The following is a 21948-nucleotide window of genomic DNA, read 5'->3' on the forward strand; positions in this document are numbered from 1 at the left end:
CCTACTACTGCGCCATGGTGAATACGAGGGGTGTCATCCCGACCGAAGCGAGGCACGAGCGGAGCGGAGGGATCTTCTCCGGCCACACACCAGGTCCACCGGGGAAGATCCCTCGACTTCGCTCCTTCGTCGCTTCGCTCGGGATGACGGATACGCCCATCAGCTTCATCGTGGTCGTGTACTACGCGCGCCGTCGGAGATTGAGCAGGGCCAACCCGCTGAAGGCCGCCAGCGCCAGCCCGGCCAGCGCACCCACGACGACACGCTCCTCGCCGGGATCAGGCAGGCTCGCCAGGACGCGCCCGCCGAACCAGCCGACGACCAGCATGTTCAGGCTCAGCGCCAGCAGCGCGTGGAGCGGCGCCAGGAACGATGCACCGTGCCAGGAGCGGTGCAGCACCCACCACTGCGTCAGGCCGGCCACCATGCCACCGAGGGCTGGCGAGAGCCGGAACACGGCGTCCCGATCCAGAACGATCCACGGAGCGATCCATCCGATCGTCATCACCGTCAGGAAGAACGCGATCAGGTAGAACCAGAGCGAGCTGATCCCCAGGACGACCGCCGCGACGGCGATGACGGTCGGCTTCTTCGAGGTTGGCGCGAGCGGACGGAGCAGCAGCGTCTGCATCGCGCCGATGGCGACGGGATACCAGAATGCCCAGTAGACTGCCTGCGCCTGAGGTGTTGCCCGGGCGTTGACCACCAGCACGGCCAGCAGCGCGGCGTGGGTCGCCAGCCAGAGCGTGACCAGCGGCCGGCTCACGAGCGGCCGAACGTCTCCACTTCCCGCCAGCATCATCCAGGGCCGCGCCTCCTCATCAAGCTCAACGGATTGCGCTGCGCCCGAGGGTCACGCGGGAGCCGCTGCGCCTCGGGCGGCCAGCAGGCACAGGGTCGCTGCGCCGAGGAGCAGGGCGGCGGCCAGGCCACCAATCGCTGCCCCCGCGACGGTCACAAACACCAGAATGGCCATCGGGCCGAGGCTGCCAGCGGGCGAACTGAACAGCAGGAACGGAAGCCACCGATGCGACGTGAGCAGGATCGGCGGCGCGAGCGTGTGCGCCAGCAGGAAGCCCACCGCCACACCGTGACGGCGGACCGCCCCGCCGAGCAGCCGGCGCTGCACCACGCCGAGGCCGAGACCAGCGCCGGCCGCTGGCGTCAGGATGACCGTGTCCAGGGCGTCAGACGCAAGCTCAGCAGAGACCAGACTCAGGAGCAGTACCAGTGCAGTGGCGCACGCGGCCGCGATCAGGCCGCCGACGGCTGGCACGACGATGGACGGCAGCAGCCACCCCCGTCCCAGCGAACGCGCCGAATGCGTCCCCGGCCGCAGGATGAGCGCCTGGAGCACGCCGAAGGTGGGGCCGTAGCCGAGCGCGCCGAGCAGGAGCATCGTGCCTGCGGAGGATGCCGCCACACTGGTCAGGCTGGCGAGGATCATATGGCCGAGCAGCCACGCCACTGTGAGCACGCTCAGACGCGCGCCCCCAGCGGGCGTCACGGTGGACATGCCTCACAGTATCTCACACCGTCACGCGGCGAGCTGCATCGGCGTGTCCTGGGCTGGCCGCTCGGGGCGGACCATCAGCCAGAGCGCTCCGCCCACCAGCAGCGCGACCACCAGCCCCGCCACGCCGGCCCCGGCCACCGCGTAGACCGACCGATGCACCAGCAGCGCCCCACGCACTCCCTGGTGACCGGGCGACACGAGCAGCAGCCCGTGGGTGATCCCCATCAGGACGAGCGGCGCCAGCGCCTGCGCGAGCAAATACAGCCCGCTCCAGCCCGGGCCGCGGCTGTACGAACGGATGCGCCGCCACTGGAGCCAGCCCAGCGTCAGGCCCACACCCGGGAACGTCGTGACGGCCAGGTACGGCGACAGAATCGGGAAGCCGGCCGGCGAGTGGCCCACCGGTGACGGGATGAGGTGGATCATCGCCGCCGCCGTGAGGAGCCCCAGCCCCAGAATCAGGGACGGGATGCCGGCCAGCGGCGGCAGCACTGCAAGGCACATGACGCGGACTTCCGTGAGGCCGGTGTCGCCGCCGAGCCACGGTCCAATCAGCAGCGCTTGCAGCAGCCCGACCGTCAGCGCGTAGCCGAGCAGGCCGAACAGCGGCGACTGCGGCACGCTGGGAATGATGGCGTTCAGCACCACCAGCAGCAGCACATGCGCGCCGAGCCACAGCCCGACGATGAACGCATCGGGCCGCTGGGCAAGGTCACGGGGCGGCGGTGGCTCCGTCGTTGTGCGCGCAGACGGCAGGTCAGGCTGTGGCTCGAGGCGGCGCAGCACAAGCCAGATACCTGCCGCCACGCCCAGGCCCAGCAGCGCGCCGGGCGCGAGCCGCATCGGATCCCAGAGGTCACGGGTGGTCATGAACAGGCCTGGCACGCCCGTGAACAGGCCAGCAGCGATGCACCCCACCAGTGTGGCGAGGATTGCGTGGCCGCCCACCAGCAGGATCGTGCGCTGCCAGTACGGACGGAGCACCCAGGCCTGCACCAGCCCGGCCAGCGCACCGGTCAGGGCCGGCGTGAGGAACGGCAAGATCTCGTCGCTTCGCGGGATGAGGCGAAAGAACACCTCGAAGACGAGAAACAGCAGCAGCACGGCCACCATGTAGAGCGGCAGCCAGAGGAGGCCGACGACGACCGGCGCGCAGGCGACGATCCACGGTCGGCGCGACCCTGGCGTCACCGAGCGCAGCGCGACGACCTGGGCCGGGACCAGGACCACCGCGTAGGCTACCCCGATGAACACCACCAGCGAGTAGGCATCCCGAACGTTGAGCGCGCAGATGCCCGCCAAGACGGCCGCGTTGACGCCAAACCAGATCGACCAGAAACGACCACCGTGAGGAACTGCCGGGGACAGATGCCGCGGATGCATCATCAGTGTGCGCCTCCGTGATAGGAGAACGCTCTTTCGACCGGGGAAGTGTCGCAATGTCGGCGCGGGCGACCGTGGCCCGCGCCTGACGCACGGTCGTCAGGGGTCAGTGGTCAGCAGCCTGCCGACGTCAGGCGGCCTGCACCTTGCCCGGTCCGCCCCAGTTGCAGAGACCGATGGCGAGGTGGTCAGCAGCCTGCCGACGTCAGGTGGCCTGCGCCCGACCGCGGGCCGCCTGACGTCGGCGGTTGCTACGGGCGGTCGGCCGCTCGCGGCGCGAGGTCGTTCCAGGCGTTCGTCATGGCGTCGAGCCGATCGTGGCTGGCGCGGACGTGCGCCCACAGGCCATCCATCGCGGCGACGACGCCGGCCTGGTCATCAGCCTCGGCAGCTGCCGTGAGCGCCGCGATACCCTGCTCGTGGGCCGCGGCAGCCGCCCGCACGGTCTCGGCGAACTGGCGGAACGCCTGGAGCTGGCGCTCGGCAAGCTCGACGGTCGGGACGCCGGCCACCCGGTCCGGCTGATCGAACGAGCCGGGCGGATTGTAGCGGGGCGGCAGCTGCTCGCCCGTCTCCTGGTCGTAGTGGGTGTGGGTCGGCTCGACGTGCGGCGTCACCGAGAGATACATCGTCATCGGGACGGTACCCGGGTTGCTGGCCTGATGCATCTGATGCGCCCAGGCTACGCACATCTGCCCGGGCAGGAGCCGCTCGGTCTGCCCGTCGATCTCCATATCGCAGATGCCTTCCAGAATCAGGAAGATCTCGTGCCCGAGATCGTGGCTGTGGCGTCGGGCCACCTCGCCCGGCTCCATCTTGAGGAAGCGGCTCCGAATCCGCGAGGTGAAGAACAGACTCTTGACATCGGTACGGTAGTCGAACACCTGATACGGCATGGTCACTCCGACGCTCGCGGTGCGGATTCTCCATCATTTCGTTCGCCGTGTTGCCGAGGCCGACGCAGGCGGGGTCAGCGGTTCAGGTACGCCAGGATGATGTCGCGGGTCAGGGCGATATCGTCGCGGGCGTCTCGGCCGGGCGTGATCGGCTGGCGGCCCGCCAGGATACTCTCACGGAAGTGCCGGATCTCGATCTTGAACGGGTTGTCGTGCCAGGCGTACCCCTTCGTCCAGGGCGTCCCGTCTTCGTCCATGCCCTTGACCGTGACGTGGGTCGGCAGGCCACGCGAGAACCCGGTCGGGAACGACACGATCACCCGATCCCGCGAGCCGTACACCTCGAACGTTTCGTCGAAATCCTGAAGCTCGGGCAGGTCAACCCAGCTCACCACCGCGCGGATGTCGCCCGCGTACTGCAGCACGATGGTGATCGCCCGGCCGCCGCCCCAGATCTCCGTCGAAACGACGCGCTCGGGCGGTCCGAAGCAGCCGTACAGGTTACCAAGGTCGTGAATCAGGCTGCCGAGCACCAGGCTGAACGCCTGGACGATGTCGTCGGGCGCCGAGGGCAGGCCGAGCGCTTCGGCCACCAGCCGGCGATGCTCCGCCCGCACGGCATCCCGCGCGCCGGGCGGGAAATCGTCGAACGTGTGCAGGTTGAACTCGGCGAGGTGCAGCGAGTTGTCGGGATGCAGGTGGTTGACCTGGATGAACCTGACATCCGGGATCGCTTTGATCCGCGCCTGTGCGAACTGGTAGGCCGGCTCGTGCCGCTTCATGTAGCCGACCTGGAGGATCACGCCGGCCCTCTCGGCGGCAGCGACCATCGCGTCAGCCTCGGCGACGGTCACGCACATCGGCTTCTCGACGAACACATGCTTGCCGGCCTCGGCGGCGGCGATGCTGGCCGGGGCATGCGTCCCAGACGGACAGACGATCACCGCCTCGACATCCGAGGCCAGCAGGTCGCGATAGTCCTGGAACTGGCGTTCCGGCGAGACGCCGTACTCCTGGCCCAGCCGGGCCATCAGGCCCTTTGAGAGGTCGCAGAGCCCCGCGATCTCGAAGTCATCAGGCAGCTCACGGAGATGCGGAAGGTGCTGAACCTGGGCGATGGCGCCACAGCCAATGATGCCGATCTTCAACCGGGTGCTGGCCACACTCGTCCTCCTCGACGACCGGCCGGTGCGGCTTCGCGCAGGGAAGCCCGCGACGGCCACGCGACGGCCTCGCCGCCGCGGCCAGAGGATAGCCCGGCGGGCACGGCGAGCGCGTCAGCATGGCAGTCGCGGTGGCCGTAGCGCGAGGGCGTCAGACCGTCGCGGCGACAGACGGCTCGGGACGGCCAATCCCGTCAGCATGCAGGCCACCCACCGCCTCGGCCACGATCTCCAGCGAGCGCACTCGCGCCGCGTGGTCCCAGATCGCGCTGACCAGCATCAGCTCACTGGCCCCTGTCTGCTGGACAATCCGCTCCAGGCCCGCCCGCACCGTCTCCTTCGAACCGACGATGGCGTACTGGAGCTTGTGCATCACCTGCGCCTTCTCCTGCAGGGTCCAATAGCTGTCGATGTCGTCGGTGGGCGGCGGCAACTGGCCCCGGGTGTTTCGCAGCTGGTTGGTGCTGGACTGCAGCGTTGAGGTGAACAGGTGCTGGGCCTCGGCGTCCGTCTCAGCCGCGACGACGGGCAGGCCGACCATCGCGTACGGCTGCTCGAGCTGCACGGACGGCTTGAACCGCTGCCGGTAGAGGTCGAGCGCCTCCATCAGCAGGTCCGGCGCGAAGTGCGAGGCGAAGGCGTAGGGCAGTCCGAGGATGCCCGCCAGCTGCGCGCCGTAGGTACTGGACCCCAGAATCCAGAGCGGCACGTTGGTGTCGGCGCCGGGGACCGCCTGGATGATCTGGCCTTCCTGCACGGACCCCATCAACGCCTGAAGCTCCTGCACGTCGCGTGGGAAGTTCTCGGCGGCCATCGGGTTCCGGCGCATCGCGCGGATCGTGTAGCCGTCCGTGCCGGGCGCCCGCCCCAGCCCGAGGTCGATGCGGCCCGGATAGAGCGATTCGAGCGTCCCAAACTGCTCGGCGATCACGATGGGCGAGTGGTTCGGCAGCATGATGCCGCCTGAGCCGACCCGGATCGTCTTCGTGCCACCGGCCAGGAACCCGATCACGACGGAGGTCGCGGCACTGGCGATGCCCGGGCTGTTGTGATGCTCGGCCACCCAGTAGCGCGTGTACCCGAGCCGCTCGGCGTGCCGCACGAGGTCGAGGCTGTTCTGGAGGGCATCACCGGGCGCGGAGCCACGTGGGACCGGAACCAGATCGAGGATGGAGAGGGGGACCATGCAGGCATCTCCACACCGCCATGGCGGTCGTCAGGATTTGGTCAGGCTATGGGCGTCGGCAGTTTCGCGCGTACCTCTCACCACAACACGATTCGCGGAGCCGATATTTCGCACGGACGATTGGGGCGGGGCTGGCGCGCATGCCGCCCGACGTCGGTGCGAGATCAGCCGCCGCCGCGGAAAAGGCGCGGCGCAAGCCGGGAGAGCATCCCGCGCACCTCGTCGGGATCGCCGGTGACGCGCAGGCGGACCTGGCCGCTGCTCAGACCGCCGATCCGGTAATCCTCCAGCTGCGTGAGCGTCGCCTGCCAGCCGTCGCCGTCGACGATGTCTTCGTCAGCGCCGGCCGCGCCGTCGCCACGCTCACGCGTCGTACCGCCGAGGTCTTCCAGGTAGCCGCACAGCAACCAGCGTGGCATCCCACGCAGCACGCGCTCGTGGACGGCGTCACTCATTGTCGGCCTCCCTCGCGCTCACCCGGCCCTCCACCCGGCCCTCGCACGTCAGCCTCCCCCGACCGGCGGAAAGACGTCGATCTTGTCCTGCTCGCGCAAGGGCGTCTCCATGCCAGCCGTCAGGTACGGCGCGTCGCGCCCGTTGACCATGACGTGAACGTGGCGGGCCAGCTTCCCATCCCGATCGAGCAACTGCGGCCCGAGCGCCGGGTACCGCTCGATCATCTGCGTGACGAAGCCCCAGACGGTCAACCCGTCGTACCAGTCAACGTCCACGTGCTTGCCGCCGACCGCCTGTCTGAGCGTCGCGTGAAACCGCACGTCCACTCGATACCCTCCCAGGGTCCCGTCGCCGCAGCGTCTCACGCTCGACTAGAAGCAATCGTACCGAGCGCGCGCCCCGCCCGACTACTGTGGCGACCGGCACACGGCAACATGCGCGTCGCAGCATGCACGATGTCTGGTCCCACCCGCGAGTCGCTCCGCGAACTGTGACAGGCTGATCTACTCGCCGGCCGCATCTGGCAGAGTAAAGTGGGGGGCGCGGTCGCCGACACGCAGAGGCATGGGACGGTAGTATCCGATCCGTGGGTGACGCGCAGGGGAGCGGGCAGGCGTGGATGTGACACCTGAAACAGCGGGCGGGCCACACGCGGCGCGCCCGGCGAGCCAGAGCGGGACCGGCCAGCGCATCTCGCCGCTGGCCGTCGCAAGCTGGGTCTCCTACGACCTTGCCAACACGATCTTCTCGTTCAACATCGTCTCATTCTTCCTGCTCCAGTGGGTCGTCAACGACATGGGCGGCAAGGACGGCAACTACGGCCTTGCCAACAGCCTCTCGATGGGGCTGATGTTCGTCACGGCCCCGCTGATCGGCGCGATCTCCGATCAGGCCGGCCGCCGGATGCCGTATCTGGTCGGCACCACGCTCGCCTGCATCACCTTCACGCTGCTGCTGGGGCAGGGCGGCCTCTGGGTCACCCTCGCGTTGTTCGTCTTCGCGAACTACTTCTACCAGGCAGGCCTCGTCTTCTATGACGCCCTCTTGCCCGTCGTCAGCACGCCGGAGACGCGCGGCCGGATCGGCGGGCTTGGGGTGGGCGTCGGGTACGTCGGATCGTTCATCGGCATCGGGACGGGCCTGCTGCTGGTGGCCGACAACGCCCCGGTGCCGCCGCTGATCTTCCAGGTCACCGGCCTGCTCTTTCTGGCGTTCGCCGTGCCGTGCTTCCTGTTCGTCCACGAGCCGAAGCGCCTCGACACGCAGCCGCTGAGCATGCGGACGCTCAAGGCGGCCGTCTCCGAACTGTCCCACACCGTTGGGCGGGTGCGCCACTATCCGGGCCTGGGGCGCTTCCTGTTTGGCCGCATGTTCTACGCCGACGCCGCCAACACGCTGATCGCGTTCATGGGCATCTACATCACCAACGAGATCGGCTACAGCAAGAGTCAGAGCCAGCTGCTGCTGCTGGCGGGCATCGTGGCAGGGATTGTCGGCGGCCTCGGGTGGGGACCGATCGTCGACAAGCTCGGGGCGAAGCGGACCCTCGACATCATCCTCTGGCTGTGGCTCGTCGTGTTCGGGCTGGTGGCCGCCATCGGGGCGTTCGATCTGCCGGGCTGGCTGTTCTGGATCGCCAGCCCGGTGGCCGGCATCGCGCTGGGCGGCACCTGGACCGCCGACCGTCCGCTGATGCTCCAATTGGCGCCGCCGCGCTACCTGGGCCAGTTCTACGGGCTCTACTCGATGGTCGGGCGGTTCGCCGCCATCACCGGGCCGCTGCTCTGGTGGCTGGTGGCGGACTACCTGGCGCTCGGCCGCCCGATGGCCGTGCTGACGCTGGCCGTGTGGATCGTCGTGTCGTTGGTCATCTTGCGCGGTGTCCCGAACACTCCGCACACCTGGAGACCGGAAGACCTGCCCGTCTCCGCCTGAGCGCGCCCGTCGCGTTGCAGCCGGGCCTGAAACCTGTATCGTCGCCCTGCTACACTGCCCGCGCGCAACGTCGCAGGGAGGATCAGATGCCACGGGTCAACCGGGCGATCGAGCTGCTCGCGCAAGACCAGCCGATTTACTACCACACCACGCAAGATCTGACGTACGAAGGCGGCAAGGCGGCCGCCGCGACCTGGGCCGACTTTATCAACGTCGATATGGAGCATCATCCGTACGACATCGCCGGCCTGAGCAAGTTCATGCAGGGCCTCGCCGACGCCGGCCCGACGCGCAGCGGCCATCGGATGCCCGCCGTCATCGCCGTGGTGCCCGTCACGGCGAAGGAGGAGTACATCATCCGCGCCAACGCCTGGATGTTCACCCAGGTGCTGTGCGCGGGCGTCCACGGCATCCTGATGACGCACTGCAACAGCCCCGCGGCGGTGCGGGCGTTCGTCGAGAGCTGCCGCTACCCCTTCAACCTCGAAGGCGTCGGCAAGGGCCTGGGCGAGGGCCAGCGCGGCAGCGCCGGGCAGGCGCACGCGGCCTCGATCTGGGGCCTCGAGGTGCCGGAGTACCTGGCGAAGGCCGATCCGTGGCCGCTCAACCCGAACGGCGAGCTGCTGCTGGGCCTCAAGATCGAGAACCGCCACGCGCTCCAGTACGCCGAGATCCTGACCCAGATCCCGGGCATCGGCTTCGTCGAGTGGGGCCCTGGCGACATGGGCATGTCGATGGGCCACCCGGACGCGCACGATCCGCCGTACCCGGCCGAGATGTGGGCCGCTCGCAATCGCGTCTTCGCCGCGGCGAAGGCGGCCGGCATCGCGTTCCTCGAAGGGATGACCAGGGAGAACGTGGCCGAGCGGATTGACGAGGGCGTCCGGATCAGCTCGGCTGGCCGGGGTGGCGAGGAGATCGCCGAGATCGGCCGCAAGCACTCCAAGCGGACGATGCCCTGGTAAGCTCCAGGTGACAGGTCCTGGATCGTGGGTCGTGGGGACACGTGCCCCTTGACCTGCGATCCACGACCCTCGACCCACACGCACAGGAGGCAATGATGCCCGGCCTGACCGCCGCGCAGTTGGAGCAGTTCAACCGTGAAGGCTACCTCGTCGTCGAGAACGTGCTCGACCCGGTGGCCGATATCCAACCCCTCTTCGCCGAGTATTCGGCAGTCCTCGACGGCATCGTGGATCGGCTGGTGGCCGAGGGGACGCTGCGCGAGCGCTACGAGAACCTGAGCTTCGCCGACCGCCTCACCCAGGTCTGCATGGACGCCCGGCGAGTGTTCTCGAGCAACTTCGACATCAGCCTGCCCCAGAAGGGCATCAAGTACGACACCCCGATGCATGTCGGGCCGGCCGTCTTCCGGCTGCTGACCTCGCCGCGCCTGCTCGACGTGGTGGAGAGCATCATCGGGCCGGAGGTCTACTCGAACCCGGTCCAGCACATCCGCACCAAGCTGCCGCCGAAGGTCTTCAAGAACGGGGCGCAGGGGAACGGCCTCGTCAGCAAGATCGAGTGGCACCAGGACAACGGCGTCGTGCTGCCGGAGGCCGACGAGGCGACCATCCTGACGGTCTGGCTGCCCCTGACCGACGCGACCGAGGCGAACGGCTGCATGCAGGTGATCCCGCGCAGCCACGTCGAGGGTCTCAAGGACCACTGCCCGCTCGACCAGCTCCGCATCCCCGAGATGCTGTTCGACACCAACCTGGCGAAGCCGCTGCCGATGAAGGCCGGCGGCGCCCTGCTGATGAACCAGCAGACGATCCACTCCTCGCTGGACAACGTGACCGAGGATCAGGTCCGGATCAGCTTCGACCTGCGCTACCAGCCCATCGGCCAGCCGACCGGCCGGCCGAGCTTCCCGGGCTTCGTGGCGCGGAGCCGGGTCCACCCGGAGCAGGTGCTCGACGACCCGGCCGCCTGGGCGAAGCTGTGGCTCGACACCCGCGAGCACCTCGCCCGGCTGGAAGACCCATCGTACAACCGCTGGAGCGCCGACGCGCCGGTCTGCGCGTAGGGGCCGAGCGAAAAGCCCGCACCACCGACAACCGGGGGTGCGGGCCTTTCCCCGTCTTACCCTGCCGCCACCGGCTGCCGCGTGAACTTCGGCATGACCTCCTGGGCGAACCGCTCAAGCTGCTCCAGCACAATGGCCTTCGGCATGCCGACCGGGTGCCCGATATTGACCTCCTGCAGGCCCGGCCAGCGGTCCTGAATGTCGGCGATCTGCTCGGCGATCTGCTCCGGTGAGCCGACCAGCCACGCGCCCGACGCGATCTGATCCTGCATCGTCGGGAGGTTGCCGGTCCGCGCCGTGGCCGGCGAGGCCGCCGCCGCGACCTGGGCCTCGTTCAAGCCGCGCACGAAGCCGAGCGGCGCGAACATCTTGACCCACTCCTCGTAGTACGGGGTGGCCTCGCGGATGCCGGCCTCCTGGCTGTCGGCGATGTGGACCGTCAGCCCGACGATCAGGTCGCCGCCAAGCTCCGTCTCCCGACCGTTCCGGGCCAGGGCGTCTCGCCACGCGACCGCCGTCCGCTCGCTGCCGCCGCCGATGGCCGCGCCGCCGCCCATGATGCCCTTCATGCCGTTGCGGGCCATGAAGTCCAGCCCGCGCGGACTGGCGCTGACGATAGGCTGGTAGCAGTCGACCGGGCGGGTGATCGGGCGGGGGACCAGGGTGATTTCCTGCACGTTGTAGCCACGGTAGGGGACGGGCGGCGGCACCGTGTAGTGCTTCCCCTGGTGGGAGAACGCCCGCTGGTTGAACGCTTTCAGGATCAGCTCAACCTGCTCCTCGAACAACTCGCGGTTGGCGTCCTGGTCGAGCATCGGGGCGCCGAACACCTCGACCTCACGGGTGTGGTAGCCGCGCCCCACGCCGAACACGACCCGGCCCTTCGTCAGGATGTCGGCCATCGCGTAATCTTCGGCCAGGCGGACCGGGTGCCACATCGGCGCGATGTTGAAGCCGCACCCGATCTTGAGCCGCGTCGTCAGGTGGGTGAGGTGGACGGCCATCATCAGGACGTTCGGGATGCACTCGTACCCCTCGCGCTGGAAATGGTGCTCGGCCATCCAGAACGTCGAGTAGCCGCTGCGGTCCATCAGCTTCGCGATGGCTTCGGCCTTCTCGTAGACGGTGTTCAGACGCTCGTCCGAGAGCCAGCGGTCGTTGACCGGCGTCGCTTCGTAGCCGTAGTCGTCAAGATCCACGGCCCCAGCGTACAGACTGCCGAACCGGGTGATCATGGTGCGCCCCCTTGCGCCAGCGTGAACGGGCCGAAGCGCCGTCTGAGCGCCTCGCCCAGGGATGGCCGGCCGCCAACAGGAGCCGGCACGGATACTGGCCTCACGGTACCACGGGAAGCCAGGACGCTGCCGCGCCCCGGAGCCACGGCCGGCCTTCCGGGAGGTCGCCGTCCAGCGCCATCACAGACGCGAATCAGCCGGCTCCCAGCGTAGACACCGAACACCTGTTCGGGTACGATGGTGTGGTTGGAGGGCTGGGATGAGTGCAGAGGTGGCGGAGTCGGCGGCTGGTCTGGACGTACAGGTCGGGCGGTGCGCCTGGGCGGGCACCGACCCGCTCTATGTGTCGTACCACGACGACGAGTGGGGCGTCCCCGTCCACGACGACGCGAAGCTGTTCGAGATGCTGACGCTCGAAGGCGCACAGGCCGGCCTGAGCTGGATCACCATTCTCCGCAAGCGCGAGAACTACCGCGCCGCGTTCGACCGCTTCGACCCGGTCCGCATCGCCGAGTACGGCGAGGAGAAGATCGCCGAGCTGCTGGAGAATCCGGGCATCGTGCGGAACAAGCTCAAGATTCGGGGCACGGTTCAGAACGCCCGCGCCTTCCTGGCCGTGCAGCGCGAGTTCGGCAGCTTCGACCGGTACATCTGGGGCTTTGTGGACGGCCAGCCCATCGTCAACCGTCCCCACGGCATGGGCGACATCCCGGCGAAGACGGCGGTGTCGGACGCCATCAGCAAGGACTTGAAGAAGCGCGGCTTCACGTTTGTCGGCTCGACCATCGTCTACGCACACATGCAGGCGACCGGCATGGTCAACGACCACGTCACGTCGTGCTTCCGGTACGGGCAGGTATGAGCGAGTGGTCAGTTTCGGCCTTCAGTTGCCAGAGGCTGGCCAGCAGACCGGCCGATTCACCGCGAACTGAGGACTGAAGACTGACTGCTATGCGAGCGTCTTGTAGTAGAAGACCGTCGCGTGCAGACTGCCGCCCGCCGAGCGTGCGTAGCCCGGGATCTTGCCCACGTCCAGGTAACCCATCGAGCGGTACAGGTCGTTCGACGGGTCGCCGTCGCGCGTGTCGAGCACCAGCAGCGAGCGCCCGTCGCGCCGCGCGACGTCCTCCAGCCGCACCATCAGCGCCCGTCCCAGTCCACGGCGGCGGGCCTTCGGAGACACCATCACTTTGGCGACCTCCGCGCGGTGGTTGCCGTTGGCGCGCGGCTCCAGGTGCAACTGGGCCGACCCGATGATCGCTCCATCCTCCTCGGCCAGCAGGAGCACGGTGTTCGGCCCGAGCACGCCGCGCCAGTACGCATCAGCCTCGGCGGGGGCGAGCGGCGGCAGAAAGCCGATCGAAGCACCGTCGTCCACCACGGCCACCAGCAGCTCGGCGAGTTGGTCGTACTCGGCCTGGGACAGCGTGTTGGCCTCGCGAATCTCGATCATCGCCGCTCCCCCAGCGTGCCTGACGGCTCTCCCGTTCTGCCCATAGCTGCCAACGCTTGCTCGTTTCGTCGTTCGGATGTGCGCGGAGGGTACCATTCCACGCGACAGGCCCACACGGCGATGGCGTCTCCGGGCCGGTCGGTCAGTGGCGCACCCGACGATGCGACAGTCTGCCCGATGGCGGGCAGCCCGGTGAGGGGAGCAGCAGCGATGAGCTCGGCAGGCATCGGCAGTGAGGTCAAGGCACTCGTCTTCGACGTGTTCGGGACGGTGGTGAACTGGCGTGGGTCGGTCATCAAAGCCGGAGAGCAGATCACCCGCGAAACCGGCCTGACGACGGACTGGCCGAGGTTTGCCGAGGAGTGGCGGCGGGTCGGCTACCACGAGCAGATCGCGAAGATCCGCGCGGGCACCGCGCCCTACCAGACCACCGATGAGTTCATGATGGACAAGCTTCAGGAGATGCTGCCGAAGTACGGCCTGAACGGTCTGTCCGAGGCGCAGGTGGCCTGGCTGCACAAGGTCTGGCATCGGCTGGACCCGTGGGCGGACTCCGTCGAGGGGCTGACGCGCCTCAAGAAGAAGTTCGTGATCGCTACGCTGTCGAACGGAAACGTCGCGCTGCTGACCGACATGGCGAAGCACGGCGGCCTGCCCTGGGACGCGATCCTCTCGGCTGAGCTGGTGCAGAAGTTCAAGCCCGAGCCGGAGATGTACCTCTCCTCTGGGCGGTTCCTGGGCCTGCCGATGCACCAGGTGATGATGACGGCCGCCCACCTTCGCGACCTCTACGCCTCGCGAGAGCACGGCATGCGAACCGGGTTCGTGCGCCGCGACGCCGAGTGGGGCGAGAACGGCCAGCGCGAAGGCGAGCCGGACCGCGAGAAGATCGACGTGGTGGCGACCAGCTTCGTGGACCTTGCGGAGCAGCTGGGCGCGTAGGCTGGGTCGTGGGTCGTGGGTCGTGGGTCGTGGAAGCATGCTTGCTGACGCGCGCCGCTGCGATGTAGTAAAGACGCAACTCTCCATGTCGTCCTGAGCGCAGCGAAGGACCTCACCCACTGACCGTCAACCTGCGCAGCACCCACTGACCGTCAACCTGCGCAGCACCCACTGACCGTCAACCTGCGCAGCACCCGCTGACCGTCAACCTGCGCAGCACCCGCTGACCGTCAACCTGCGCAGCACCCACTGACCGTCAACCTGCGCATCACCCGCTGACCGTCAACCTGCGCAGCACCCGCTGACCGTCAACCTGCGCAGCACCCGCTGACCGTCAACGACCGCGTCAGCGGGTGAGGTCCTTCGCTGCGCTCAGGATGACAGTTGGAGTTCGCGTCCTTACGCCTGTGTCGAACGACAGGCCAGCTCGTCACGAGTCCAGCAGCAGCGCCGTCGGGTCTTCGATCAGCTCCTTGATTCGCACCAGGAACTGGACCGCCTCCTGGCCATCCACGATGCGGTGATCGTAGGAGAGCGCCAGGTACATCATCGGGCGGATCACGACCTCGTTGTTGACGGCGATGGGCCGCTGCTGGATCTTGTGCATCCCCAGAATGCCGACCTGCGGCGGGCTGAGGATCGGGGTGGAGAGCAGCGAGCCGAAGACGCCGCCGTTCGTGATCGTGAAGGTGCCGCCGCGCAGATCGTCCAACGTCAGCGTGTTGTTACGGGCCTTCTCGGCCAGTTGCACGATGGTGCGCTCGATCTCCGCGAAGCCCTTGCGGTCGGCGTCACGCACGATCGGCACGACCAGCCCTTCACTCGCCGCCACGGCGATGCCGATGTCGTAGTACTTCTTCCGAACGATCTCGTCGCCCTGGATCTCGGCGTTGATGTTCGGGAACGCCCTGAGCGCCGCGACGGCCGCCTTGGTGAAGAAGGACATGAAGCCCAGCCCGATGCCGTGCCGTTTCTGGAACTCCTCGCGGCGGGCCGAGCGCAGGGACATGACGCCGCTCATATCCACCTCGTTGAAGGTGGTGAGCATGGCCGCCGTACGCTGGGCCTCCAGCAGCCGCATCGCGATGGTCTGGCGGCGACGGGACATCCGCGTCCGCTCCTCGCCGCGCGGGTCGGCCGGGCGGGCGCCGGCGGTGGGCGTCGGGGCAGCCGCCGCCGCAGCGGACGGAACAGGCGCAGCCGGGCGCTGCTGCGCGAGGTACTGCTCCACGTCCTCGCGCGTGACCCGGCCGCCGGTTCCACTGCCGGTGATCTGCCCGAGATCGACCTGATGCTCGTCTGCCATCCGCCGCGCCACGGGTGAGGCGTGCGGCCGGTCGGCAGCGCTGGCGGTCGCCGCGGCCGGCTCAGATGGCGCGGGAGCGGAGGCTTCGGCGTCGGCCAGGGCGGGGGCCGCGGCTGGCGCGCTCGCGGACGCTGCGCCAGGATCGGCCACCTCCGCCAGCACGTCGCCCGGCTGGACCGTCTCGCCGGCCGCGCGGATGATCCTGGTCAGCACCCCGGAGCGCTCGGCAGCCACGTCGACGTTTACCTTGTCGGTCTCCAGCTCGACGAGCGGCTCGCCGGCTTCGACGATGTCGCCCTCGTGCTTGAGCCAGGAGGCGACAGTAGCCTCGTTCACCGACTCGCCAAGCGTCGGGACGCGAACCTCAACCGGCATGGCTGACACCTCTCTCACGGATAGCGTCTAGGACGGACTCGATGATACGGCGCTGCTCCGCCGCGTGCGCGTCAGACCAGCCCTCAGAAGGACTGGCCATCGGCGGCCGGCCGGCATACTCCAGGGCGATGCCTGCAGGCAGGATCGTCCGCAGCCGCCCCTGCACGAACGTCCACGCCCCCAGATTCTGGGGCTCCTCCTGAAGCCACGTCACCGACTCCAGGTGCGGGTACGCACGGACGATGGCGGCAAGCTCGTCGGCGGGGAACGGGTAGAACTGCTCCAGCCGCACCACCGCCAACGACTCGGCAGCGGCCCGCTGCTTGTGCCCTTCAAGGTCCGTCCAGACCTTGCCCGAGCAGAGCACCAGCCGACGGATGTCGGCGCGACGGGCGGCGGCGTGAGCGTCGTCCAGGACGGGGTGAAAAGCCCCACCAGCGAGGTCAGCCGCGCGGGCGGCGGCCATCGGATGCCGTAGCAGGCTCTTCGGGCTCATGACGACCAGCGGACGCGGGCGCTCGCCCAGCGAGGCCGCCTGTCGCCGCAGCAGGTGGAAATACTGCGCGGCGGTGGAGCAGTTGACAACCTGCATGTTGTCCTCGGCGCACAGCTCGAGGAACCGTTCGAGGCGGCCGCTCGAATGGTCCGGCCCCTGGCCTTCCCAGGCGTGGGGCAGCAGCAGCACCATCCCCGAGAGCATGCCCCACTTGGCCTGCCCCGAGCAGATGAACTCGTCGATGATGGCCTGGGCGCCGTTGATGAAGTCGCCGTACTGGCCCTCCCAGAGCACCAGCGTGTCGGCTGCCTGGACGCTGTAGCCGTACTCGAAGCCGAGGGCCGCGTTCTCGGAGAGCGGGCTGTTCCGCACGTCAAACGAGGCCCGCGCCGACGGCAACGCCTCCAGCGGCGTGAACGGCGCACCGGTCTTCGCGTCGTAGAAGGTCAGGTGGCGCTGGCTGAACGTGCCACGCACGGCGTCCTGGCCGGTCAGGCGGATCGGCACGCCTTCGCGGAGCAGCGTGGCGAACGCCAGCGTCTCGGCGTGGCCCCAGTCAATCGGCGCGTCCGGCGACTCGAAGCCGGCCCGCCGCCGCTGGATGGCGCGGTCGAGCTTCGGATTCAGCGTGAAGCCGTCTGGGAAGCGCAAGAGCGCGGCGTTGAGGTCGCGCAGGGTGTCGAGCGTCGGGCCGCCACCCAGCAGCGAGGCGGCCGGCCGGTCATGGCCGTTCCTCGCCACCTGGAGGTCCGGCACCGGGGCAGCGTCGACGCCGCGCGCCAGCACCGCCTCGCGGATACGCTGCAACTCGTCCAGGCCGGCCTTGAGCAGCGCGGCCGGCTCGTCCGGACGCACGACGCCCCGCGCGATCAAGTCCTCGACGAACATCTCGCGGACCGTCGGCAGCTTCGAGATCGTCTCGTACATGGCCGGCTGCGTGAACGACGGCTCGTCGCCCTCGTTGTGGCCCCAGCGGCGGTAGCCGATCAGGTCGATCAGGAAGTCTTTGCCGAAGCGCGCGCGGTAGGCCACCGCCAGCCGGACTGCCGCCAGGCAGGCCAGCGGATCCTGGGCGTTGACGTGGACCACGGGGATCTCGAAGCCCTTGGCGAGGTCGCTGGCGTAGAGGGTCGAGCGGTCCTCGGAGGGGCCAGTCGTGAAGCCGAGCTGATTGTTGGCGATCAGGTGGAGCGTCCCACCCGTCCGGTAGCCCGGCAGGCCGGAGAGGTTGAGCGTCTCCGCGACGATCCCCTGGCCCATGAAGGAGGCGTCGCCGTGGATCAGGACGGCGACGGCGGCATCAGGATCCTGGGTGGGACGACCGGCACTGTGGCGATCCTCGTCGGCGGCGCGGGCCATCCCCTGCACGACGGGATCGACCAGCTCCAGGTGAGAGGGGTTCGGCACCATCACCACGGCGATGGTGGCCTTGCCCTCGGTGTACTCTTGCCGGCCGCCGGCGTGGTACTTCACGTCGCCGGCCCAGCCCCCCTCCACCGTGTCGTTCGGGCTGCTCCTGAGCGCCCGGCCGCGGCCCTCGAACTCGCCAAGCACCTGATCGTACGGCTTGCCGAGGACGTGGGTCAGCACGTTGAGCCGGCCCCGATGCGCCATGCCGAGCAGGATCGAGCGGGTGCCGCCCTGGGCCGCCCGCGCGATCAGCTCGTCCAGCATCGGGATCATCATGCCGACGCCCTCGACGGAGAAGCGCGTCTGCCCGGGGTAGGCACGGTGCAGGAACCGCTCGAAGGCCGAGACCTCGGTCAGACGGTCGAGCAGCTCGCGCTCGTCCACGGGGTCGGACGGCGGAGCGTAGCGGCCCTCTTCGATGGCCTCGATCAGCCAGGCGCGCTCGGCCGGCGACTGGACGTGCGCCAGTTCGTAGCCGGTCGAGTGGGAGTAGAGGGCGCGCAGCCGCCTGATGGCGATGGCGGCGTTGGCGGAGGTCCGCCCGACCGGCCCGCCGACGGCGCTGCCGGGCAGGCGCGCCAGCAGGTTCTCGTCGATGCCGTGAGAGGACGCGTCGAGCTGCGGATCGCCCGGCGGCGCGGTTCCCAGCGGATCGAGGCTCGCGCCGAGGTGGCCGTACAGCCGGATCGCCTGGGCGAGCGCCGCCGCGCCGGCAGCCGCCGACACGTCGAGCGCGTCGGCGGCAGGCGTCGGGACGACCGTGGACGGGGCGGGGGCCGATTTCCAGGCGTCGAAGATCGCGCGGGTCTCGGCATCCACCGAGGCCGGGTTCTCCAGATACTGGTCGAACAGATCGGCGACGTAGCCGGCGTTCGGCCCGAAATACTCTTCGAGACTCGTCATGCTGTTGGCCCCCGCTGCGAATCAGAGCGGCTCACTCGGGAGAGTACTGTAGCGTGGCCGAGTATGGCAGATCATCATGCTCATGGCTGGAGCGTGACGATGCTGTGCCGCCGTCGGCGCACGCTGCAAGATTGACGCCGGCAACCGGCACGATCGACAGTGCGCGCGTCCGCCCCGAGGGCCGACAGGGTGCGCGATGAAGACCGGGCGGTACTGGCCGACGGAGCGTCAGGGCCGAGCCGCCACGGACCTGGCGCGCGGGGATACCCCCTTCGACAGAATTGACGTTTTGACACAATACGCCGTGCCGCGCCCGTTTCAGGTGGCGATGGCGACCGTTGCACGGGAGCGCTCGGCGCAGGCCGCCACGAACGCCTCGAACAGGCGACGGCTCGGCTCGTGGGCGGGCGTCAGATCCTCGGGGTGAAACTGGACGGCCAGGAGCCACGGATGCTCGGTGCTCTCGACCGCTTCGATGACGCCGTCCGGCGACCACGCCACGGGCGTCAGGCCACGGCCCGGCCGCTTGACCGACTGGTGATGGAAGCTGTTCACCGAGAACTCGCCGCTGCCGAAGATCGCGGCGAGGCGTGAGCTTTCCTGGACGTTGATCGGATGGGCCAGCTCGTCGCGGAGGGCGGCGGCGCTCTGCGGATGCGCGATGCCGTGGGTCGGCAAGTCCTGGATCAGCGTGCCGCCCAGCGCCACGTTGAGCAACTGCTGCCCTCGGCAGATGCCGAGCGTGGTCAGCTCGCGCTCGGCGGCCCAGGCTGCGAGTTGCAGCTCCAGGGCGTCGAGCGGCTCATCGGCGTTGACGGTCGGGTGCGTCTCCTCGCCGAAGCGCGACGGGTGAACGTCCAGCCCGCCCGGGAAGAGCATACCGTCAAGCGTCGAGAAGATCCGTTCGAGCGCTTGCCGGTCCTCGATAGGTGGGATCAGGACCGGTGCGCCGCCGGCCGCCGTGATGGCGATGCCGTAGCTCTCTGGCAGGCGCACGTAGGTCCGGCCGAGCCGATCAGTGTGGCGGCCAATCGAGATGCCGATCAGCGGGCGGCGGGCCTGGGTGTGCGTCGACAGGCTGGACACGGTGGCCTCCTCAAGGTGCGGCCAATTGTATCGGCGGTCAACGGTCAGGCGTCAGCCAGTGGTGATTGCATGATGGGCGCGTCCTGCAGCTTCGTCGGGGCTTGATGGCGATTGACGAAGCGTTGCGGTATTCCACACGGCGTGGACGACCCCTCACCCCCGGACCCGCCGCGCGGCGGGTCGGGGGTGAGGGGCTATTGCCGCGGCACTTCGTCAATCTGCACAAACCCGCGACCGCCCGTTCACCGTGTTCGGAAACACGAGCGATTGTGCAATCGCCCTGTGTGTCATCCTGGCTGTGTGTCATCCTGCCTGTGTGTCATCCTGGCTGTGTGTCATCCTGGCTGTGTGTCATCCTGCCTGTGTGTCATCCTGGCTGTGTGTCATCCTGAACGAGCGAGCTTGCGAGCGACGTGAAGGATCTCCCAACCGTGACGGTCAGCGGGTGAGGTCCTTCGCTACGCTCAGGATGACAACTGGGACTTGCGTGCTTTCACCGACATCGTAGGTCGTAGGTCGTAGGTCGTAGGTCGTAGGTCGTAGGTCGTAGGTCGTAGGTCGTAGGTCGTAGGTCGTAGGTCGTAGGTCGCTGATGGCTCAGGCGCGTACCAGCACGTCGGGTCGGGGCCGGCCGTCCACCTCGACGCTCGGCCAGGCCGGGTCGATGGTCAGGATCTCGATGCCGCCGCGGCTGGTGATCACCGTGTCCTCGATCTTCGCGCCCGGGAGGCTCGGGTTCCAGGCGAGCGCGGTGTTCTCGTCGATGGGCAGGCCCAGCCCTGGCAGCGCGAACGCCTCGCGCGAGAGGTAGCCGGTGGTGCCTCCCTGGTGGTGCTGCTGCTCCTGGCCGGGGTGGCCCAGCTCGGCGTAGGCGCTGACGATCACGTCGTAGACCGCGCCGGCCGTCGTGCCCGGGGTCGAAGCGGCGAAGGTCACCGCCTCGACCCGCGCGACGTGCTCGATGAGCGTCTCTTCCTCGGCGGTCGGGTTGCGGAAGTAGACGAAGCGCGTCAGATTGGCGTAGAGGCCGTGCCGCCGACCGCAGAAGACCAGCATCGCGCGGGAGCCGAGCGGCTTGCGAGTGGCCGTGGCGTGGCGGAAGTGGGGCAGGCGTTCCTCGCCGCCCACGAGGGTGAGGGTCGGCTCGATGCCGCGCCGCCAGAGCGCCTCGGCGCCGGCTCCGGCCAGCTGCCACTCGGTCCAGTCGGGCGCGGCGCGGTGAAGCACCTCGGTCATCGCCTCGGCGGCGTCCCGCCCGAGCAGACGGTAGCGGTCAAGCTCGGCTGGCAGGAGCCTGCGCTTGGCGGCCACCAACTCGCCGGGGAGCGGCATCTCGGTCAGCAGCGGACGGTCGCTGACGACCTTGCCGCCCGCCACCACGCTATCCACGAACGCCTGCCGGGCCAGCCCGTCGTTCCACGGGGCGGCCCAGACCGGCAGGCCCAGCGGCGCCTCTTCGGCGGCCAGCCGGCCAGCCTCGATCTCGTCGGTCAGCACCCAGGCGGCGTCCGTCGTGATGAAGACCTCGCCGACACCGGTCTCGGTGGTCAGGATCACGACGTTGGAGCCGCCACAGGTGGCCCAGGCAAACCAGTCAACGCCGCGCAGGCGGGCAGCAACCGCGCCGTCCCGCTCCAGCGCCCCGCGAACGATGTCGAGCTTTGTCGCCAGCTCGGCCGAGATCCCGTTCATTGGTGTCGCTCCCGTTCTGTCGAGCACGCCCGCCATGCATCAGGATGCAAGCGCCTCTCCGTAGAGGGTACGCCACGGCAGGAGCGCCCTGCTTCTCCTGTCGCGAGTGTCGCAGGGGCGTGGGGCGTGGGGCGCGGGGCGTCGTCGGGGCTTGAAAGCCCCGCCTACCATCCTGCAGTCGCTGCGCGACGCTCCAGTCGCACCAGTGCCGGCCGTTCCCGGCGGCCGTCGCACAGCGACGGAGTGAGTGTAGGCGGGGTTGAAACCCCCGCCTGCGCGTTTCACGGCGTTGCGGGAACATCAACGAACGTGCAATCGCCCTGGCGAGTGTCGCAGGGATGTGGGGCGAGGTGAAAGCATGCGACCCCCCATTGTCATCCTGAGCGCAGCGAAGGACCTCACCCGCTGACGCGGGCGTTGACGGTCAGCGGGTGAGATCCTTCGCTGCGCTCAGGATGACAATGGGGGTCGCACTATTTCACCCGA

19 protein-coding genes are annotated in these 21948 nt (G+C 68.7%); 5 read left to right on the top strand and 14 right to left on the bottom strand.

Annotation, left to right across the window (positions count from 1 at the left end):
• Positions 1 to 181 precede the first annotated feature (181 nt).
• The 8 genes from IT306_12015 to IT306_12050 all read right to left on the bottom strand — a co-directional run bounded on the left by IT306_12015 (position 182) and on the right by IT306_12050 (position 6926).
• Positions 182 to 802 carry a hypothetical protein gene (locus tag IT306_12015; GenBank protein MCC7369144.1) on the bottom strand — a complete coding sequence of 207 codons (621 nt, stop codon included), beginning with the start codon at positions 800 to 802 and terminating at the stop codon, positions 182 to 184.
• Positions 803 to 853: 51 nt separating this feature from the next.
• The gene (locus IT306_12020) at positions 854 to 1516 is read right to left on the bottom strand and encodes a hypothetical protein (protein ID MCC7369145.1); all 663 of its coding nucleotides are present in this window, start codon (positions 1514 to 1516) and stop codon (positions 854 to 856) included.
• A 21-nt stretch (positions 1517 to 1537) separates the two neighbouring features.
• Complete coding sequence (locus IT306_12025) at positions 1538 to 2902, bottom strand: hypothetical protein (GenBank protein MCC7369146.1); 1365 nt, start codon at positions 2900 to 2902, stop codon at positions 1538 to 1540.
• A 248-nt stretch (positions 2903 to 3150) separates the two neighbouring features.
• On the bottom strand, positions 3151 to 3795 hold the full coding sequence (locus IT306_12030; GenBank protein MCC7369147.1) for a cupin domain-containing protein: 645 nt from the start codon (positions 3793 to 3795) through the stop codon (positions 3151 to 3153).
• A gap of 74 nt (positions 3796 to 3869) precedes the next feature.
• On the bottom strand, positions 3870 to 4958 hold the full coding sequence (locus tag IT306_12035) for a Gfo/Idh/MocA family oxidoreductase (protein MCC7369148.1): 1089 nt from the start codon (positions 4956 to 4958) through the stop codon (positions 3870 to 3872).
• A gap of 151 nt (positions 4959 to 5109) precedes the next feature.
• Positions 5110 to 6144: an LLM class flavin-dependent oxidoreductase gene (locus tag IT306_12040; GenBank protein MCC7369149.1), complete on the bottom strand. Its 1035-nt coding sequence runs from the start codon at positions 6142 to 6144 to the stop codon at positions 5110 to 5112.
• 164 nt (positions 6145 to 6308) lie between these two features.
• Positions 6309 to 6599 carry a hypothetical protein gene (locus tag IT306_12045; protein ID MCC7369150.1) on the bottom strand — a complete coding sequence of 97 codons (291 nt, stop codon included), beginning with the start codon at positions 6597 to 6599 and terminating at the stop codon, positions 6309 to 6311.
• Between the two features lie 48 nt (positions 6600 to 6647).
• Entirely contained in the window at positions 6648 to 6926 is a 279-nt protein-coding gene (locus tag IT306_12050) for a MoaD/ThiS family protein (GenBank protein MCC7369151.1), read from the bottom strand.
• Positions 6927 to 7215: 289 nt separating this feature from the next.
• Here IT306_12050 and IT306_12055 point away from each other — a divergent pair, with 289 nt between their 5' ends.
• The 3 genes from IT306_12055 (at position 7216) to IT306_12065 (ending at position 10564) form a co-directional block, all read left to right on the top strand.
• Entirely contained in the window at positions 7216 to 8535 is a 1320-nt protein-coding gene (locus IT306_12055; GenBank protein ID MCC7369152.1) for an MFS transporter, read from the top strand.
• A gap of 86 nt (positions 8536 to 8621) precedes the next feature.
• The gene (locus tag IT306_12060; protein MCC7369153.1) at positions 8622 to 9500 is read left to right on the top strand and encodes a hypothetical protein; all 879 of its coding nucleotides are present in this window, start codon (positions 8622 to 8624) and stop codon (positions 9498 to 9500) included.
• A gap of 95 nt (positions 9501 to 9595) precedes the next feature.
• A complete protein-coding gene (locus IT306_12065) occupies positions 9596 to 10564 on the top strand; it encodes a phytanoyl-CoA dioxygenase family protein (protein MCC7369154.1) in 969 nt (322 codons plus the stop codon).
• Positions 10565 to 10620: 56 nt separating this feature from the next.
• Here the strand turns inward: IT306_12065 and IT306_12070 are convergent, their stop codons facing one another.
• Positions 10621 to 11799 (bottom strand): LLM class flavin-dependent oxidoreductase, encoded by a 1179-nt coding sequence (locus IT306_12070; protein MCC7369155.1) that lies wholly within the window; start codon positions 11797 to 11799, stop codon positions 10621 to 10623.
• Between the two features lie 259 nt (positions 11800 to 12058).
• Between IT306_12070 and IT306_12075 the strand changes: the two genes are divergently transcribed.
• A complete protein-coding gene (locus IT306_12075) occupies positions 12059 to 12661 on the top strand; it encodes a DNA-3-methyladenine glycosylase I (GenBank protein ID MCC7369156.1) in 603 nt (200 codons plus the stop codon).
• Between the two features lie 87 nt (positions 12662 to 12748).
• On the opposite strand, the gene IT306_12080 is transcribed toward IT306_12075, so the two are convergent.
• A complete protein-coding gene (locus tag IT306_12080) occupies positions 12749 to 13252 on the bottom strand; it encodes a GNAT family N-acetyltransferase (GenBank protein MCC7369157.1) in 504 nt (167 codons plus the stop codon).
• Positions 13253 to 13462: 210 nt separating this feature from the next.
• On the opposite strand from IT306_12080, the gene IT306_12085 reads away from it, so the two are divergent.
• The gene (locus IT306_12085; GenBank protein ID MCC7369158.1) at positions 13463 to 14194 is read left to right on the top strand and encodes a haloacid dehalogenase type II; all 732 of its coding nucleotides are present in this window, start codon (positions 13463 to 13465) and stop codon (positions 14192 to 14194) included.
• A gap of 430 nt (positions 14195 to 14624) precedes the next feature.
• On the opposite strand, the gene odhB is transcribed toward IT306_12085, so the two are convergent.
• From odhB to IT306_12105, 4 genes are all read right to left on the bottom strand, one after another.
• The gene (gene odhB, locus IT306_12090) at positions 14625 to 15875 is read right to left on the bottom strand and encodes a 2-oxoglutarate dehydrogenase complex dihydrolipoyllysine-residue succinyltransferase (protein ID MCC7369159.1); all 1251 of its coding nucleotides are present in this window, start codon (positions 15873 to 15875) and stop codon (positions 14625 to 14627) included.
• Complete coding sequence (locus tag IT306_12095) at positions 15865 to 18684, bottom strand: 2-oxoglutarate dehydrogenase E1 component (protein ID MCC7369160.1); 2820 nt, start codon at positions 18682 to 18684, stop codon at positions 15865 to 15867. Before IT306_12095 ends, odhB begins: the two co-directional genes overlap by 11 nt.
• A gap of 318 nt (positions 18685 to 19002) precedes the next feature.
• Positions 19003 to 19770: a gamma-glutamyl-gamma-aminobutyrate hydrolase family protein gene (locus tag IT306_12100; GenBank protein ID MCC7369161.1), complete on the bottom strand. Its 768-nt coding sequence runs from the start codon at positions 19768 to 19770 to the stop codon at positions 19003 to 19005.
• A 597-nt stretch (positions 19771 to 20367) separates the two neighbouring features.
• Positions 20368 to 21462, bottom strand: a complete 1095-nt coding sequence (locus tag IT306_12105) for a M24 family metallopeptidase (protein MCC7369162.1) — start codon at positions 21460 to 21462, stop codon at positions 20368 to 20370.
• Positions 21463 to 21948 lie beyond the last annotated feature (486 nt).

The sequence above is a fragment of the Chloroflexota bacterium genome, from assembly GCA_020850535.1.
Lineage (GTDB): Bacteria > Chloroflexota > UBA6077 > UBA6077 > JACCZL01 > JADZEM01.

Bases quoted from the DNA above. Each gene is read 5' to 3' on its own strand.
- IT306_12025 (MCC7369146.1), bottom strand. From the start codon at position 2,902: ATGATGCATCCGCGGCATCTGTCCCCGGCAGTTCCTCACGGTGGTCGT.
- IT306_12095 (MCC7369160.1), bottom strand. From the start codon at position 18,684: ATGACGAGTCTCGAAGAGTATTTCGGGCCGAACGCCGGCTACGTCGCC.
- IT306_12085 (MCC7369158.1), top strand. From the start codon at position 13,463: ATGAGCTCGGCAGGCATCGGCAGTGAGGTCAAGGCACTCGTCTTCGAC.
- IT306_12040 (MCC7369149.1), bottom strand. From the start codon at position 6,144: ATGGTCCCCCTCTCCATCCTCGATCTGGTTCCGGTCCCACGTGGCTCC.
- IT306_12080 (MCC7369157.1), bottom strand. From the start codon at position 13,252: ATGATCGAGATTCGCGAGGCCAACACGCTGTCCCAGGCCGAGTACGAC.
- odhB (MCC7369159.1), bottom strand. From the start codon at position 15,875: ATGCCGGTTGAGGTTCGCGTCCCGACGCTTGGCGAGTCGGTGAACGAG.
- IT306_12045 (MCC7369150.1), bottom strand. From the start codon at position 6,599: ATGAGTGACGCCGTCCACGAGCGCGTGCTGCGTGGGATGCCACGCTGG.
- IT306_12065 (MCC7369154.1), top strand. From the start codon at position 9,596: ATGCCCGGCCTGACCGCCGCGCAGTTGGAGCAGTTCAACCGTGAAGGC.
- IT306_12030 (MCC7369147.1), bottom strand. From the start codon at position 3,795: ATGCCGTATCAGGTGTTCGACTACCGTACCGATGTCAAGAGTCTGTTC.
- IT306_12015 (MCC7369144.1), bottom strand. From the start codon at position 802: ATGATGCTGGCGGGAAGTGGAGACGTTCGGCCGCTCGTGAGCCGGCCG.
- IT306_12070 (MCC7369155.1), bottom strand. From the start codon at position 11,799: ATGATCACCCGGTTCGGCAGTCTGTACGCTGGGGCCGTGGATCTTGAC.
- IT306_12075 (MCC7369156.1), top strand. From the start codon at position 12,059: ATGAGTGCAGAGGTGGCGGAGTCGGCGGCTGGTCTGGACGTACAGGTC.
- IT306_12105 (MCC7369162.1), bottom strand. From the start codon at position 21,462: ATGAACGGGATCTCGGCCGAGCTGGCGACAAAGCTCGACATCGTTCGC.
- IT306_12020 (MCC7369145.1), bottom strand. From the start codon at position 1,516: ATGTCCACCGTGACGCCCGCTGGGGGCGCGCGTCTGAGCGTGCTCACA.
- IT306_12060 (MCC7369153.1), top strand. From the start codon at position 8,622: ATGCCACGGGTCAACCGGGCGATCGAGCTGCTCGCGCAAGACCAGCCG.